This is a genomic window from Metabacillus malikii, from assembly GCF_030813355.1.
GTDB classification, from domain to species: domain Bacteria; phylum Bacillota; class Bacilli; order Bacillales; family Bacillaceae; genus Metabacillus; species Metabacillus malikii.
The window spans coordinates 50,997-68,728 of record NZ_JAUSUD010000006.1; the positions used below are offsets into that span (position 1 = coordinate 50,997).

Annotated in this window: 15 protein-coding genes; all 15 read right to left on the minus strand. The window is 36.3% G+C overall.

Annotation, left to right across the window (positions count from 1 at the left end; genetic code table 11):
- Window positions 1-29 precede the first annotated feature (29 nt).
- The 15 genes from J2S19_RS07960 to yfmF all read right to left on the minus strand — a co-directional run bounded on the left by J2S19_RS07960 (window position 30) and on the right by yfmF (window position 17,310).
- Window positions 30-899: a 2-oxoacid:ferredoxin oxidoreductase subunit beta gene (locus J2S19_RS07960; RefSeq protein WP_307339760.1), complete on the minus strand. Its 870-nt coding sequence runs from the start codon at window positions 897-899 to the stop codon at window positions 30-32.
- Window position 900: 1 nt separating this feature from the next.
- Window positions 901-2,637 (minus strand): 2-oxoacid:acceptor oxidoreductase subunit alpha, encoded by a 1,737-nt coding sequence (locus tag J2S19_RS07965; protein WP_307339762.1) that lies wholly within the window; start codon window positions 2,635-2,637, stop codon window positions 901-903.
- Between the two features lie 174 nt (window positions 2,638-2,811).
- Complete coding sequence (locus tag J2S19_RS07970) at window positions 2,812-3,732, minus strand: dipeptidase (RefSeq protein ID WP_307340146.1); 921 nt, start codon at window positions 3,730-3,732, stop codon at window positions 2,812-2,814.
- 177 nt (window positions 3,733-3,909) lie between these two features.
- Window positions 3,910-4,170: a stage V sporulation protein SpoVS gene (gene spoVS / locus J2S19_RS07975; protein WP_003181955.1), complete on the minus strand. Its 261-nt coding sequence runs from the start codon at window positions 4,168-4,170 to the stop codon at window positions 3,910-3,912.
- 461 nt (window positions 4,171-4,631) lie between these two features.
- Window positions 4,632-5,426: a 2',3'-cyclic-nucleotide 2'-phosphodiesterase gene (gene ymdB, locus J2S19_RS07980; RefSeq protein ID WP_307339764.1), complete on the minus strand. Its 795-nt coding sequence runs from the start codon at window positions 5,424-5,426 to the stop codon at window positions 4,632-4,634.
- A 105-nt stretch (window positions 5,427-5,531) separates the two neighbouring features.
- Complete coding sequence (gene rny, locus J2S19_RS07985; RefSeq protein WP_370875098.1) at window positions 5,532-7,094, minus strand: ribonuclease Y; 1,563 nt, start codon at window positions 7,092-7,094, stop codon at window positions 5,532-5,534.
- A gap of 1,053 nt (window positions 7,095-8,147) precedes the next feature.
- The gene (gene recA / locus J2S19_RS07990) at window positions 8,148-9,188 is read right to left on the minus strand and encodes a recombinase RecA (protein ID WP_307339771.1); all 1,041 of its coding nucleotides are present in this window, start codon (window positions 9,186-9,188) and stop codon (window positions 8,148-8,150) included.
- Window positions 9,189-9,734: 546 nt separating this feature from the next.
- Entirely contained in the window at window positions 9,735-10,976 is a 1,242-nt protein-coding gene (locus J2S19_RS07995) for a competence/damage-inducible protein A (protein WP_307340149.1), read from the minus strand.
- A gap of 20 nt (window positions 10,977-10,996) precedes the next feature.
- The gene (gene pgsA / locus J2S19_RS08000; protein WP_307339774.1) at window positions 10,997-11,575 is read right to left on the minus strand and encodes a CDP-diacylglycerol--glycerol-3-phosphate 3-phosphatidyltransferase; all 579 of its coding nucleotides are present in this window, start codon (window positions 11,573-11,575) and stop codon (window positions 10,997-10,999) included.
- Between the two features lie 108 nt (window positions 11,576-11,683).
- Window positions 11,684-12,565, minus strand: coding sequence for a helix-turn-helix domain-containing protein (locus J2S19_RS08005; protein WP_307339776.1), 882 nt, complete (start codon window positions 12,563-12,565; stop codon window positions 11,684-11,686).
- 16 nt (window positions 12,566-12,581) lie between these two features.
- Complete coding sequence (locus J2S19_RS08010) at window positions 12,582-13,373, minus strand: DUF3388 domain-containing protein (RefSeq protein WP_307339778.1); 792 nt, start codon at window positions 13,371-13,373, stop codon at window positions 12,582-12,584.
- A gap of 126 nt (window positions 13,374-13,499) precedes the next feature.
- Entirely contained in the window at window positions 13,500-13,757 is a 258-nt protein-coding gene (locus J2S19_RS08015) for a DUF3243 domain-containing protein (RefSeq protein WP_307339781.1), read from the minus strand.
- A gap of 117 nt (window positions 13,758-13,874) precedes the next feature.
- Window positions 13,875-14,597, minus strand: a complete 723-nt coding sequence (gene ymfI, locus J2S19_RS08020; RefSeq protein WP_307339784.1) for an elongation factor P 5-aminopentanone reductase — start codon at window positions 14,595-14,597, stop codon at window positions 13,875-13,877.
- Between the two features lie 152 nt (window positions 14,598-14,749).
- Window positions 14,750-16,036 (minus strand): EF-P 5-aminopentanol modification-associated protein YfmH, encoded by a 1,287-nt coding sequence (gene yfmH / locus J2S19_RS08025; RefSeq protein ID WP_307339787.1) that lies wholly within the window; start codon window positions 16,034-16,036, stop codon window positions 14,750-14,752.
- Window positions 16,033-17,310, minus strand: a complete 1,278-nt coding sequence (gene yfmF / locus J2S19_RS08030) for an EF-P 5-aminopentanol modification-associated protein YfmF (protein WP_307339789.1) — start codon at window positions 17,308-17,310, stop codon at window positions 16,033-16,035. Before yfmF ends, yfmH begins: the two co-directional genes overlap by 4 nt.
- Window positions 17,311-17,732 lie beyond the last annotated feature (422 nt).

Consider the following 17,732-nt stretch of genomic DNA (forward strand, 5'->3'; position numbering starts at 1 on the left):
TTGACCTTATTATTCACCCTCGTTTTTTCTTACATAAACTCAGCTACTAGTTTATTGAACTCATCCTCATCTATTGCTAGTTCTTGCTTCGAGAGAGGTGATTCACTATAGCCTTTAATCACTTCTTGATATGACTTTTGCTCTTGATTTTGATAAATTAACCCCGTAACAAGGCTATTATGCTTCATCAATGTTTGCATTGCCAATTCTCGATTATGTGGGTCATACCCATCAATTGTAGCTAATTTCGTTAAGTTTTGTTTAAACCAATCATACGTATTTACTTTATTATACGTTACACAAGGACTGAATACATTAATGAGTGAAAACCCTTTATGGTTCATTCCAGCCTCAATTAGTGCTGTTAAATCCTTTAAATCTGTTGAAAAACTTTGCGCGACAAATGTAGCCCCCGCTGAAATAGCCATCTCCATAATTGATAGAGATGATTCAATTGAACCTTCTGGTGTACTTTTTGTCACAAATCCGGCATCACTCCGAGGTGATGTTTGACCTTTTGTTAATCCATATATTTGATTATCCATGACGATATATGTAATATCAATATTTCTTCTTATTGCATGGATCGTATGTCCTAACCCGATAGCAAAGCCATCACCATCTCCACCAGACGCGATGACAGTTAAATCACGATTTGCCATTTTTACCCCTTGTGCAATTGGAAGGGACCGTCCGTGTATCCCATGAAAACCATAGGAATTAATGTAACCAGAAATTCGGCCGGAACAACCAATACCTGAAACGACAGCAAGATTATCAGGTTGAAGTCCAACATTGGCTGCAGCACGTTGAATAGCCGCTTGTACAGAAAAATCTCCACAACCTGGACACCAGTTCGGTTTTACGTTATTTCGAAAGTCTTTAAATGTTGTCGTCATTTTAAATCAACTCCTTGCTGCGCGTATGGACTTCGTATGGTAAAAAAGGATTCCCATCATATTTTAACAATGATGCAATTTTATTAGCATGACCTACATTCATTTTTAATAGATTAGCGAGTTGACCAGTTGCATTATTTTCTACCACAATGACCTTTTTAGCTGTTTCTACTAGTGGGATTAATTCTTCTGTTGGAAATGGATGAATGAGACGTATGTGTGCATGATTCACCTTTAAACCATCTTTCTCAAGCCTTGGAATTGCTTCTTCAATCGTCCCTCTTGTTGAAATAAATCCAATTAGTAAAATATCTGCTTGCTCATGCTTAATATTTTTATATACTGGTGTATTAAATTTCATTTGAGATAATTTTCTTAATCGCTTATCCATTTGTTCTATTCTGTTCCCTGCAGCTTCTGATGGCTTCCCTGTCATATCATGCTCAACACCTGTAACATGGTGAATACCATTTTTCACTCCTGGGATAACCCGTGGTGAAATGCCATCATCAGTCAGCTCATAACGTTTAAAATATTCCTTATTTTCAAGTGGTGGCAATTCGTCTGTCATCAGCTTGCCGCGACGGATATTAATTTTATGATAATCTAGTGGCTCAACAGACTGTTTTCCAAGTGAAAGCTGCAAATCTGTTAATAGAATAACAGGTACTTGATATTCTTCAGCAATATTGAAAGCATCGATCATATCGTAGAAAGCTTCTTCAACAGTACTAGGGGCCATAACAACTTTAGGGATTTCACCATGGGTCCCGTAAATCATCGCCATTAAATCTGATTGTTCCTGTTTCGTTGGTAAACCAGTACTAGGACCACCACGTTGTGTATCAACGATGACGAGTGGCTGTTCTGTTATACCTGCTAAACCGATCGCTTCCATCATTAACGAGAGACCGGGACCAGCAGATGCTGTAAATGTACGAGCTCCGGCATAGTTAGCTCCAATTGCCATTGTACATGCAGCGATTTCATCCTCAGTTTGGATAACAACACCGCCAAACTGAGGAAGTTTTTTAATTAAATACTCCATAATTTCTGATGCTGGTGTTATCGGATAAGCAGCCATAAATCTTGAGCCAGCAGCAATAGCACCTAATGCAATCGCATCATTTCCGATCATATACATTTTTCTTTTACCGTCTGCTTCTTCTAAATACATATCTTCTCTAGTAAACTCAAGGTTTTCTTGTAAATATTGAGCACCTTTTTTTATCGCCATTAAGTTTTTTTCGACTATTTCTATTCCTTTACGTCCATATGTATCTTGTACAACCTCTTTATATCCACTTGGGTCAATATTAAGAATTGCACTTGTCGCACCAATAGCGACCATATTTTTCATTAGAGAGGTTCCTAAATCTGTAGCAATTTCAGAAAAAGGTACAGCATAAAGTGTTACGTTTACATTGTCAGGAATCGTTGGATTGAATTTTGAATCTGCAAGGACGATTCCGCCTTCCCGTAATTCATGAAAATTGACATCGATTGTTTCCTGGTCAAAAGCTACTAATATATCTAAATCGTCTGAAATTGACCTTACTTGTGATGTACTAACACGAATTTTATTATTCGTATGTCCCCCCTTAATACGGGAAGAAAAGTGTCGATATCCGTATAAATAATAACCTAGTCGGTTTAACGCAATAGAGAAAACTTCTCCAGTACTTTCAATACCTTCTCCTTGCTGTCCCCCAACTTTCCAAGAAAGTTGACTTATCATATAACCTTACACCCCTCAACATTTGCTATATATTAAATACAATTTAACAGTTTACTAGATTTAACCTTATAAATAAACTAAACATAGTAAATCGATCGGATTTAAATCTAAACGACTTAATTGTAGACCTTAACCTCAAAAAAAACAAGTATTTCCTTGAAAAATGTCTTTTCTCTAATATGGTATCGATTGATAGAAGTTATGATACAAGAACTTTTGTACAAGCTGTTCAGGATAATGTATTAGAAGTTGGTTTATTAACGTATCATAGTCATCATAAGTTGCTAATCCGTTAATAGTTTCGTCTATCCCATCAAAGTCAGAACCGAATCCTATATTGTTTTCTCCTCCTAAACTACATAAATAATCGATATGGTCTAATAAATCTGCAATTGATGGTTTCACATTTGAGGTGAAAAAGGGTACAAACGTAATGCCAATTATCCCATTCTTTTTAAATAAGGCTTGAATTTGCTCATCTCTCAGATTCCGTACATGAGGACATAGACGATAGACGTTTGAATGTGAGGCAATTGGGTAGCTTGCAATTTCAAGTGCTTCCCAAAAACTTTTCTCACTCGCGTGTGATAAATCCGTCCACATCTTTTGATTATTTAAGTAATTGATAACGTCCCTACCAAAGTTGGTAAGACCCCCATTCCTTGTTTCATGTGCTCCATCTGCAACTAAATTAGCATAATTCCATGTTAGTCCGACAGACCGTACCCCTAATTGGTAAAAAACATCCAATTGATTAATGTCATCTCCGATTGCATCACAGCCTTCTAATGTTAAGATAGCCCCGATATCGTCATCATGTAAACGATCTATATCTGATTTTGTTTTTAATAATTTTACTTCAGGATATTTATTAAGAACCTTTTGTTGAAATAATGAAACTTGTTCGAGTGCAACATGATACCTATGAATAAACGGTACATCTTCTGGAACAAAAATTGCAAAGCATTGAATCGGTTTCTTCTTTTTACTTAGTTTTGAGATTGACACTTGAAGCGACTTATCTGTTTCAAGATTTATATTCGGTTGTCTCCATAATTTGTATAGCATATCACAATGTGCATCAAACAGCTGCATATGAATCTCCTTTCCTTCTTCTAAATCTTTATTCCTACGTATGCGCTTTCCAATCATAATCATTCCCTATAAATCTCATGACTTCCCACAGGTACGTGGTACTCAAAAGTTTAAACCATATAAATTAAGGGCTTGACTCAGGTAATGAGTCAAGCCCTTTTTAAGTATACTTTCACACTATCTAGGCTCTACAATTAACTTAATTGCAGTTCGTTCTTCGCCATCTATTTGAATATCGGTAAAAGCAGGAATACATATTAAATCAACACCACTAGGTGCTACAAAGCCTCTTGCAATTGCCACAGCCTTAACTGCTTGATTAAGAGCACCTGCTCCTATCGCTTGAATTTCTGCAGCCCCTCGCTCTCTTAGAACGCCAGCTAATGCACCTGCTACAGAATTAGGATTAGATTTTGCTGAAACCTTTAATATTTCCATGTCTAGCTCCCCCTTAATTTTCAATGAATCCTTGTGTGTTCATTAGAACAACATTGGCAATTTCCGTTTACAACTCATCCCCAACTTTCAATTTGTAAACGTTATTAGCTATTCATCCATTGATACTATATTCACTAGAAATTGAAAGTATTCCTGCTTGTTCTAATATTCTTTCAAAATTTCTTAGGCTGTTTTCACATACATTGTTACTTTTACTAAGTTGTCGTTTTCGATTGGTCTCCTCTTGCAGTAATCGCTTACCCCGGGGTGGGCGCTAAGCCTAAACGCCTGCATGAGTCCCACGCTGCCGGCAGGAGTCTTGCAATCAGCACCAACCAACCCTTCATATAGCTAATGCTAAGCACAATCTATAGAAAAAAGCCTTTTCTTACATACGTTGCCTGTTTTCTTATCTTTTAAAAAACTGCCTTGTAACGCGCTAAGTTTGATTTAATCAAAGTTTATTCAAAAAACAAATGATCGTCATTAATCATAATGCGATTTATTTTCTTTGCTTTTCCTGTCTTATCGTCGATATCAATGATAACTGCACTTAATTGTGTTCTTCCTTCTGCAACTTCATGACGAACAGGAAGGCCCGTTAAAAAGCGTTTGATAATCATCTCCCGATTAACACCTAATATTCCATCATAAGGGCCTGTCATTCCTACATCTGTTATATATGCTGTTCCATTATCAAGTATTCTTTCATCCGCTGTTTGTACATGTGTATGTGTTCCTACAACAGCAGAAACTCGTCCATCTAAATACCAACCCATTGCTTGTTTTTCACTAGTTGCTTCCCCATGAAAATCAACAAATATTAATGACGTACGTTTTTTTGCTTCAGCTATAAGTTCATCTGCTTTTTTAAAAGGACAATCTGAAGGAGGTAAAAAAGCACGACCTTGTAAATTTATCACAGCTATTTCTTTTCCTGCTACGGAAACAAACGTCATACCTTTGCCAGGGTTGTTGTCAGGGAAATTTGCAGGGCGTACCATTTGATGTGCTTGGTCTATAAAATCAAATATTTCACGGTTATCCCATGTATGATTACCCATTGTGATTACATGGGCACCACCTTCGATAAATTGTTGATACATTTTCTCTGTAATTCCTCTACCGTGTGCAGCATTTTCACCATTTATTATCACTACATGTGGATTGTATTTAGTTTTTAGCTTTGGTAAATACTCCTTCACCATTTGACGACCCGGAGCGCCAAATACATCTCCTACAAACAATATTTTCATACTATATTCCTCTATTCTCTATATGCGTTCTAGCATTTATTTTTCTTATATTATTCTCACATACTCTGCTAAAAAAATAAAGCAGTGCATTTCTGCACCACTTTATTATTTCGCATATTCAACTGCTCTTGTTTCACGAATAACAGTCACTTTTATATGACCTGGATAATCAAGCTCTTCTTCAATACGTTTTCTAATATCTCGTGCTAAACGATGTGCTTGAAGATCATCAATGCTATCAGGTTTTACAATTATGCGCACCTCGCGACCTGCTTGAATTGCAAATGATTTCTCTACCCCTTCATAGGACTCAGAGATATCCTCAAGCTTTTCAAGGCGGCGAATGTAGTTCTCTAACGTTTCACTACGTGCTCCCGGTCTTGCAGCGGATAATGCATCTGCTGCTGCAACAATTACTGCAATAATTGATGTTGGTTCTGTATCACCGTGATGTGATGCAATGCTATTAATGACAACCGGATGTTCTTTGTATTTTGTTGCAAGTTCGACACCAATTTCAACATGGCTACCTTCCACCTCATGGTCAATTGCCTTTCCGATATCATGGAGAAGTCCTGCTCGTTTAGCTAATAATACATCTTCACCAAGCTCAGCAGCCATAAGTCCTGCTAGAAAAGCTACCTCCATTGAATGCTTCAAGACGTTTTGACCATAGCTCGTTCTGAATTTTAGTCGACCTAAAATTTTAATAAGGTCTGGATGTAAGCCATGTACACCAACTTCAAACGTTGTCTGTTCTCCGACTTCACGGATATATTCATCCACTTCACGTCGAGATTTCTCGACCATTTCCTCAATACGAGCCGGATGTATCCGCCCGTCCTGAACTAGCTTGTCTAACGCAATTCTAGCAGTTTCCCTGCGAATTGGGTCAAAGCCTGATAAAATAACTGCCTCCGGTGTATCATCAATGATAAGGTCGATCCCTGTTAACGTTTCTAATGTTCGGATATTACGACCTTCTCGACCAATAATACGCCCTTTCATTTCATCATTTGGGAGGTTCACAACAGAAACAGTGGTTTCTGCCACATGGTCTGCTGCACATCTTTGAATAGCAAGTGACAGGATTTCTTTAGCCTTTTTGTCTGCCTCTTCTTTTGCACGATTTTCACTATCTTTAATCATGATTGCGATATCGTGTGTAAGCTCATTTTCAACCTTTTCAAGAATAATTGCTTTTGCTTCTTCCCGTGTAAGGCTAGAAATGCGTTCAAGCTCTGTTTGCTGCTTACGCACCATCTCGTCCACTTTGCTTTCCATCTCTTCAATATGCTGTTGTCTTTGAGTTAGAGAATCTTCTTTTTTCTCTAGTATAACTTCACGTTTATCTAAAGACTCATCCTTACGGTCTAGATTCTCTTCTTTTTGTAATAAGCGATTTTCTTGTTTTTGAAGCTCATTTCGTCTTTCACGAACTTCCTTCTCTGCATCTGTTCGCAACTTATGAATTTCATCTTTCGCTTCAAGAAGTGCTTCTTTTTTCGTTGCCTCTGCATCACGCTTTGCGTCTTCAATTATCTGCTCAGCAGCATGGTTTGCTCCAGCAATTTTTGCTTCAGCAATAGATTTACGAACAAAATAGCCAACAACTGCACCGACGATTAGGCCAAGCAAAATGGAGATGAGTATTGATACAATTTCCATCATTACACCTCCTCTTGCTATGAACTTGTTTTTCTAGATTAAAGTGTCGGCATGTACATTGTTCAATTTTAAGTTGTCAACATACAGCTCAAAGCTTACGTTTCATGTTGAACTTTACGTCTTATGAATTATTAGGTTAGAAAGACAAACTCAAGTACCAACATTTTTGCTTTCAAAATGCTTCAATCAGTATTCTACAAAATTGTAAAATATACATCTTAATTGTAAATGTGTGAATTTTTCTTGTCAAGCCTGTGAACATTACGATGAAAGGGCCGTAATTAAGATTAAGTATCTCTTACTTAACAAAATTTAGAATTTAGTGCTAAAAATGTGTGCTATTTTTGAATATAGTCGTTTTCACAAAGAAGTGTAGATTGTACATACTATTGTACGCAGCATTATCAATCAGCTACTATAATGCAAGTTAAAAAAACAACAATCTCTTAAAAAAAGAGCATTCAGAAAATAGCAATTAGTAAGATAGAATTATTATACCCTAAATTGTTCAAATTCTATACATATATTTTCCTCTATATCCATACATATATTTAAGCTTTCATCGTATAGAAAAGGAACAATCTTTTACATGATTATACTGATTAATGAATTTTATAATAGCGTAATATTTTTAGACTGTTTTCGTAATCATTATTGCTTTTAACTGAGTAGTCGTTTAGGGTTTGTCTCCGCTACAGTATTCGCTTTCCGCGGGGTGGGTGGTGAGCTTGTCTAGCTCCGGCGGCACGAACAAGCAAACTTCAGGTCTTCTCCCTACGATAAGTCATCATCGATTCGCCATTCGGCTCATCGTGATTCCTTTATCTCAGTCGATGCCCCTCCAGTTTGTACGTCGATTGCAAGCCGCCTACGCTTTTCTTTCTCCTCAGCGTAAACGCCTGCTCACGTCTCACCTCTCCCACGCATCCCGCAGGAGTCTCGCACTTTAAGCTCCAACAAACCCTTAAAAAGGTTAGTGCAAAAAGCCACAATCTTTTAGAAGAGAGCCTATTTTTATAAACAAAAAAAGGGCTAAATCAGCCCTTTTTGCATTTAATCTTCTAATAAATTCAATTCGTCTAAATTTTCCTCTGGGACAGATACCTCGGCATCCAATCCATAATGTTGACGGATTTTTCCTTGGATTTCTAAGCGGAGCGCAGGGTTTTCTTTTAAGAATTGCTTAGCATTTTCTCTTCCTTGACCTAAGCGCTCTTCATTATATGAATACCATGCACCACTTTTTAGAACAATGTCGAGATCTGAACCAATATCAATAATTTCCCCTTCTTTAGATATTCCTTCACCATACATAATATCTACTTCGGCTACTTTAAATGGTGGGGCAACTTTGTTCTTAACAACTTTTATTTTTGTCTTATTACCGACCATATCATTTCCTTGTTTCAACGTTTCTGCACGACGTACTTCTAAACGAACAGTTGAATAAAACTTTAAAGCTCGACCACCAGGTGTAGTTTCCGGATTTCCAAACATGATACCAACCTTTTCACGGATTTGGTTGATGAAAATTGCAATTGTTTTTGATTTATTTATGGCACCTGATAATTTACGTAAAGCCTGTGACATTAATCGAGCTTGCAAGCCGACATGCGCGTCACCCATTTCTCCCTCAATCTCTGCCTTTGGAACTAAAGCTGCTACTGAGTCAACGACAAGAATATCGACTGCTCCACTACGAACAAGCGCCTCAGCTATTTCAAGTGCTTGTTCTCCTGTATCAGGTTGTGATAATAATAATTCATCAATATCTACACCTAATTTTTGAGCATACTCTGGGTCAAGTGCGTGCTCTGCATCGATAAATGCAGCTTGTCCGCCCTGTTGCTGAACCTCTGCAATTGCATGAAGAGCAACTGTTGTTTTACCAGAACTTTCAGGTCCATATATTTCTATAATTCTACCACGTGGATATCCACCTACTCCTAACGCTGTATCAAGAGCAAGAGAACCACTTGAAATTGTTGAGACTTTTCTATCCGTTTGTTCCCCTAATTTCATAATGGAACCTTTACCAAATTGTTTTTCTATTTGTTTTAACGCCATATCTAAGGCAGCTTGACGGTCGCTCACTAAATTTCCTCCTTTAAATTATCTCTATACTTAATATAACGCTTTTCTTTCTATTTGCCAAGCAAAAAGTCGAACGTTTATTCGTTTTTTTACTTAGGGAAATCTTAGCAAAGTTGAAATTCCTCATAATAATACTTGAAATATCACATAGAAAAACTAGCAAACTTTTCATTTTTAAACACTTTGATTTTTTTGATATGCTAATTATTTCTAGTATATTGGGTAGACTTCCTGAACTGGTCCTAACGTGTTCAGAGACCTCTGACGCTCGCGTAGAAAAAACGAAGGTAGGTGACACAAGATGAACAACCATATTGTACTGTTCTTAAGTTGTCGTTTTAAAACCAACCATTTATTAAGTCAAAAATAACAATCTTATAGTAAAGATTATTCAGTTAAGTGAATCAACGTTTGGTCATAGATTGGCATTTCATCTATCTGTTCAAAATTAAAAAATAGGCAATTTTTCAACTGCGAACAGGTAAAGGCTGCCTCTACCTTGAGACAGCCTTTAAATGAAATATTGCATGGAATTAAATTATATCATTATAAGTCCTTCAAATGTTTGACTATATAGTGACATCCATATTTTACTGTTTTAATTCGAATTCCTTGTCGTGTACCTGACAAATGCAACTTATATGTTGATGTTTCTTTTCCCTTAACAGCGACACCTATGTACACAGTACCGACAGGTTGTCCTTCATGCGGTTTTGGACCAGCAGCACCTGTAAAACTAATTCCAATATCACTACCAACAATGTCCCTAACTTGTTCTGCCATTTCGATTGCACATTGTTCACTCACTGCTCCATGTTCGCTCAGTGTTTGTTTAGATACGCGTAGGATGTTTACCTTCATTTCATTCGTATACGTAATCAGACTACCTTTAAATATGTTAGAGGCTCCATCAATTGCTGTTATATATTCTGAGAACATTCCTCCTGTTAAACTTTCTGCAGCAGCAACTGTTCTTTTCTTATTTGATAGCTGTTTGGATAGTTCGCTAATAAGCGTTGTATCATTATAACCGTAAAAGAATTCTCCTACTCTTTGATTGATTTTCGATTCTAACTCATCAAGCATTTCGTTCGCAACAGCTTCATCAATATGTTTTGCTGTCAGCCGTAAAGTAACTTCACCTTCAGCAGCAAGTGGGGCAATTGTAGGGTTCGTTTGTTCATTAATTAAATCTTCAATATCTGTTTCAAGTTGAGATTCTCCAATTCCGAAGTAGCGTAACACACGAGAGATAATTTTTTCTTGCAATCCAAGTGTTTGCTGAAGGTAACCTCGACAATAGTTTTGAAACATCGGCCGCATCTCGCTTGGTGGTCCAGGTAATAATATATAAATAATATCATCAACTTTAATTCCCATCCCCGGTGCCATCCCATGGTCATTTTTCAAGATGACAGCATCTTCAAGTACAAGCGCCTGTTTCTTATTATTTTCTGACATTTTCCGCTTTGTTTTAGTAAAATATTGCTCAATGCTCGCTAATGCTTCATAATCAAAAACTAATTTTTTCCCTAGCATCGTTGCAATTGTTTCTTTCGTTAAATCATCCTTTGTCGGACCTAACCCTCCGGTGAATACGATCACGTTCGAGCGATTTTGTGCAATTTTTATGGCGTGTTCAAGCCTAGTTGAATTATCTCCAACGACCGTATGATAATAAACACCCATTCCTAATTGTGCAAATTGCTGTGATAAAAATTGCGCGTTACTATTTACAATTTGTCCAAGTAACAGTTCAGAACCTACCGCAATGATTTCTGTACGCACATCCATGAAAGTACCCCCACTTATTTCGAATTAATAAATATTTGCTTGTTTTTATTAAAGTAGTCATAGCCAGAAATCACCGTAAAGAAGGTAGCAACCCATAATGCAATATTCGCAAAAGGTAGATTGATAAACTCAAAAGGCAGGTTATGAAGAAGCAATGCCGAGATTGCAATAATTTGAGTCCAAGTTTTAATTTTCCCTAACATATTTGCAGCAACTACCTCACCTTGTCCAGCAAGTATTGCTCTAAGACCAGTAACAGCGAACTCACGACTTATGATTAAAATAACCATCCAAGCAGGAGCAAGCCCAAGTTGTACTAAAATAATTAATGCTGCCGATACTAAAAGCTTGTCAGCGAGCGGATCTAAAAACTTCCCAAGGTTTGTTACTTGATTTAACTTACGCGCATAGTAGCCATCAATCCAATCTGTTGTTGATGCAACGATAAAGATAATTGCCCCTACAAAATGAGTAACGAGGATTGACTCAGCACCAAAAGATAATTCTCCCCAATTAAATGGTGCAAGCATAATAACCATAAAAATTGGAATTAAAAAGATTCTTGAAATTGTTATTTTATTTGGTAAATTCATTGTTTTATTCCTCCATTTATAATCAATAAGAAAAGGACGACACAAGCAATATCCTTAGCAAATCAGATATACTCGTCTAATTTGCTGAAGAATATTCTTGTCTCAGTCCTACTCTTTCTTATTGATGATTTTTATGTTCTGTGGTGTTATTTTAGGGTTCTCAATCGGTACTAATTCACCATTAATTTTCACATCTGTTCCAGGAACATTCCCAACTCTAATAGTTAGTTCGGCCTCTTGAGTATAATCGCCTATTTCTGACTTTCCTTCGTCTATTGAATTTGCAAAAAATGTTTTACCTTTATCATTTTTTATGCTAACCCATGTTCTACTCTTTGCATTGACTTCTAGTTCTAGTTTTTCTGCCCCGGTAAGTTCAAAAGTTGTCGTTGAACCTGCCACTTCTTTCTTAGTCAAGACAGTTTTTGGAGTTTCTTGTTCAGGAGGCCTTTCTTCGGTAACTTTATCTTCCTCCACTTTATTCTCATCTGTTGAATTATCTACATTTTCATCATTCGTTGAGATATTCTTCACATTTGTAGAGTATTCATTTTCACTTTGGTTTGTAATCGAATCCTTTTTAGGGTCAGTTTCAACCGAATTTTGTTTCCATAGCCAAATTGCGACAAAAATCCCTAGTATCACAACGACAGTTAAAATTTTTGGCATAACTTCCAAAAACTTGGATGCATTCTTCGGTAACTCCCTATGTGTTTTTACTCTCGACAAATTCTCAGGAAGTTCATCGTTTTTAGTGCTTGGTATTTCACTTTTATACTCTTCAAATAAAGTATCTGGATCTAAGTTTACTGCTTCTGCATACTGCTTAATAAATGCTCGCACATAAAATTTCCCAGGAATAATTGCATAATTGCCTTCTTCTAATGCTAAAAGATAGCGTTTCTGAATTTTCGTCATTTCCTGAAGATCATTTAAGCTTAGATTTTTTTCCTCTCTAGCTAGTTTCAGTCGATTTCCTAATTCACTCAACCGTAACACCCCATAATTAAAATTCAAAACCTGTTAGACTTTGTGAATTCATAAACATTTGCTTTTCTTCAAAGTCTCTATATGTAATTTCTTCATCAGGATCGTTGCGAATTTCGATTATATAATCAAAGTCGTCAAGCGTATATTCCGTATTTTGAACGAACACATCTGGATGTTCAACAACCTTTGTTGCAGGTAGCCTCATAATTTCTCTGACTAGCTGCAAATGTTGTTCTGAGCCTCGACGTGTTGACACAATTCCATCGATAATAAAAACATTATCCTCATTATACTCATCTGCAATTAATTGACTTCGAATTGTTTGTTTTAGCAGTGTCGACGAAACAAACAACCACTTTTTATTTGCGCAAACACTTGAGGCAACAATTGATTCTGTTTTCCCTACTCTAGGCATCCCTCTTATACCGATTAGCTTATGACCTTCCTGTTTATATAATTCTGCCATAAAGTCAACCAATAGTCCAAGCTCATCACGAACAAAACGGAAAGTTTTTTTATCATCAGCATCTCTTTGTATGTATCTTCCGTGGCGAACAGCTAGACGGTCCCTAAGCTTGGGAATTCTTAACTTTGTTATAGTTATATTATCCATTGTATTGAGAATCGATTCAAGTCTTCTGACTTGGTCGTTGCTATCACATTTCATTAACAAACCGCGTCTGGAGTCATCTACACCATTAATTGTCATAATGTTTATTGCCAACATTCCCAATAAGGAAGAAATATCACCTAAAAGACCTGGCCGGTTTTTTTGAATTTTGTATTCAAGGTACCACTCATAAGGCATAAGTAAGCCCCCTTTATAATCACTATTACTAATAATAAATGATTTTACGAAAAGTGGAAAGTCTTAATAATTAGAACATATAAATTTGTATATTTAAAAAGAGAGGAATCTCTCCTCTCTTTTCACTTAATGGGAACCATTATTTTGAACAAGCTTAACCATCATACTCGCAATTGCTTTTTGCTCTTCTTCACTTGCAACACTCCATAAATCAGCTAGAACACGTTCTTGAGTGTTTTTCGGATCTACTTGCTTAGCTAAGTAGTCCCCAACTTCAAATGCTAAATTATTGATAACTTGTTCATCCATACCTTCGTTTTGGGCATGGTGTAAACGGTCACCTAAAAAATCTTTCCATTCATTCCAATTTTCTAAAACAGACATAGGAGTACCTCCTTTATAATTGTTACAATCATATTGTTCCAAATACAGATGTTGATTATTCATGAACATGATAATTCTTCGCAAAGAAGTACACTAACATTTAATTTTAAATCTGCCTTACACCCAACCACCATTTACTGAAATAATTTGCCCCGTAATATAAGAAGCCTCGTCTGAAGCTAAATAAGATACACTATTCGCAACGTCCTCTGGTTTCCCTAATCGCCCCAACGGAATTTCTTCTTTTAATTGATTTAGTTCTTCAGCTGAGAAATGTGATAGCATCTTCGTGTCGATTGCCCCTGGAGCAATTGCATTAACACGAATTTGACTTGGGGCAAGTTCTTTAGCTAAAGCCTTTACAAACGAATTTTGCCCCCCTTTCACCATAGAATATAACACTTCACATGATGCACCTGTTATCCCCCATATAGATGATATGACGATAATATTGCCTTTCTTTTTAGTAACCATTGGCGGTATGAGCTTCTGTGTAATTTGAAACGGACTATTTATATGTAATGCGATCATGTCATTAATATCGGTCGTTGTCATATCTGTAATTAATCCATAAAAACTTATACCACTGTTTAGTACGATTAAATCAATCGGATGATGGATTTGACTAATTAACTGGTTCACCCCTTCCTCTGTTGTTAAGTCTGCATGTATTGGTATAATTAATTTTTCATTTATTATATTTGCATCGATTAGCCTATCGATCATCAATTTATTCTTATTATAATGGGCATACACATGAAATCCATCATCTACTAGTTTCTTTACGATTGCTTGGCCAATTCCACCGCTAGCCCCTGTCACAACTGCATACTTTTCCATACTAATACTCCTAATAAGAAAGTTGCCATAAACATCAAAGGGGTCAGACCCCTAATAATGAGCTTCAGATTACTTTCAAGCAGTAATCCTAATACTCATTAATTAATGAGGGGCCGGACCCTATTTTTATTAGACAACCTCAGTTTCAATGATTATTTTGGTACTACTTGACATACAGTAAATAATTCCTCATCTACTGCTTCATTTATGACATGCTTCATATCATCTTTTGTTAATGATTCAAGCATCGGTACGACATCGAATAAATTCATCTCATTAAAAGCGTACCTTGTAAACTGATTTGCAATATATTCTGGAGAATTAATTGAACGTAAAAATGAACCGATTTTTTTGTTTTTAGCCGCATCAAAGGTAGACAAATCAATACCGTCACGTTTTGCATTTAACAAAATTTCCTGAATTTGTGTTGCTAATTCATCAGGATTATCTGTGTCACCGCCTATCATCGCAAAACCAAATCCACTCTCCTCAGTATAATCGTAACTGAATGTGTCATCAATTAATCCTTGACTATATAGCTTATCATAATTATTAGAACTTTTACTAAATAATATATCAAGAACAATATTCATTGAAAGTTCATATTTTAATAACTCTTTCCCCGTACGCTGCGGGTTTCTTGCTTTTAACCCAACTAGACACTTAGAACTTTGAACATTCATTTTTAATTTTTCAATTTTTTTATGCACTGTAGCTGGTTCTTTTGGAAATTCCCGCTTTATTTCAGATTGTGGTGTAAAATCCTTTTTTTGTTGATTTTCTCTAACTTGGTCTAAGATAGCTTTTGGTTCAACTGCACCTACAATAAATAGTAGCATATTACTTGGGTGATAGAAGGTATGATAACATTCGTATAGTGAATCTTTTGTAATTTTCGCAATTGATTCAATCGTCCCTGCAATATCAATTCGAACTGGATGGTTTTCATACAAATTTTGAATTAAGCCAAAATAAAGGCGCCAGTCCGGGTTATCGTCATACATATTAATTTCTTGACCAATAATCCCCTTTTCTTTTTCTACAGTTTTTTCGGAGAAATATGGCGTTTGTACAAAGTCAATTAGTGTTTCAAGATTTCTCTCTACATTGCTTGTACTTGAAAACAAATATGCTGTTCTAGTAAAAGATGTAAAGGCATTGGCAGATGCTCCTTGTTGACTAAATTGTTGAAATACATCGCCATCTTCTTTTTCAAAAAGTTTATGCTCTAAAAAGTGAGCAATCCCATCAGGAACAGTTTTCATTTCATTACTATTTAACGGAACAAACCGATTGTCAATTGAGCCATATTTCGTTGTAAATGTAGCATATGTCTTATTAAAACCCTTCTTCGGTAATACGTAAACATCAAGTCCATTTTCCATTTTTTCATAGTAAAGTTCTTCTTGTAATTGTTCAAATTGAATCGGATTTGTCATACATTTCCCCCCAATCCTTTTAAAAAGTAAATCGTATCTAACTCGACCTTTCCTGCAATATCTAATATTTCTTGCTTTGTTACTTTTTCAATTCCATTTAAATAATCATCAAATGAACGGTCAATTTGGGCAACGACATTGTGATAAACAATTTCTACTAACCCATATGGGGTATCTATCGTTTCTAAAAGTTGATTACGCAAAACGGCCTTTGTTTGGCTCATTTCCTGCTCAGTGAAGTCTCCATTTTTCATAGCTGCCATTTGGTCTTTAATGATTGTTACTGCTTGGTTGTAATTTTGCTCTTCTATTCCAGACATGACCATTAACAGACCTTTGTGACTTTCTACTCTTGATGCTGCGTAATAAGCTAGGCTTGCTTTCTCACGGACGTTAATAAAAAGTTTAGAATGAGAAAATCCACCGAATATACCATTAAATACTTGAAGTGCATAATAATCATTGTCTTTGTAAGTAGAATTTGTACGGTACCCAATATTTAATTTACCCTGCTTAACATCTTGTTTTTCAATTACTTCTTTTTCTTTTACTTGTACGTTTTTAGCTGTTACAGGTGTAAACGCACTCTGATTATTCAATGTGAAGTATTTACCCACATATGTCTCAACATCTTGTTGGGCTAAGTCACCAACAACATATAAATCAATTTTGTCGTTCTCAATCGCATTCTGATAATATTTATAAAGTGATTGTGCGGTAATTTGCTCGATATCGTCGATTTCACCATTGACATGAAGAGCGTAAGATTCATCCTTACACATTTCTTGCACTAGACGCAAATTAGAATACCTCATCTTATCGTCATAAACCGCTTGTATTCGTTGCTTTAATGTACGCTTTTCCTGAGTTACGATTTCTTCGTTAAATGAATCTCCTTCAACAATTGGGTGAAGTAATATTTCTGCCAGAAGCTTTATTCCTTTTTCTAACAATGGTTCTTTATTCGACAAAAACTTTTCATTTGCTATTTCCATCCGAATTGAGATGATATGATTTTCACCTTTTTTAGCTAAGTCAACATGTAAAGTTGCTCCATATAGTTCATCTAAATACGATCTTAATCTTGTACTACTCGGAAAGCTTTGTGTGCCTCTTTGTAGTACATATGGAAGTAAAGCACGATATGTAACATCCTTTTCATTTAAAGGAGATAATAATTTTAAAACAATCGTGTTCGTTTTAAATTTCGAGGTAGTAATTGTATGCAGTGATAAACCGTTTAATTGGTTTATCTTCTCATTAATATATGACATGTACACCCTCCTTTTTTTCTTTTCCTTAGCCTTAGCTTAGTCAACATATTCAATAAAATAAAAAGGCTGTTTTCGTAAACATTGTTGCTTTTAACTGAATTGTCGTTTAGGGTTTGTCTCCTCTTGCAGTACTCACGGGTAGCGGGGTGGGTGGTGAGCCTCATATCTCCTTGCGGCACGAAAAAGCAAACTTCAGGTTCATCTCCCTACGATAACTCATCATCGATTCGCCATTCAGCTAGTCGTGATTTCTTTGGTCTTAGTCGATGCCCCTCCAGTTTGAACGTCGACGGGCAAGCCGCCTTCGCTTTTCATACTCCTCAGCGTAAACGCCCTTCTCACGCCTCACCTCTCCCACGCATCCCGCAGGAGTCTCGCACATTAAGCTCCAACAAACCCTTAAAAAGGTTAGTACAAAAAGC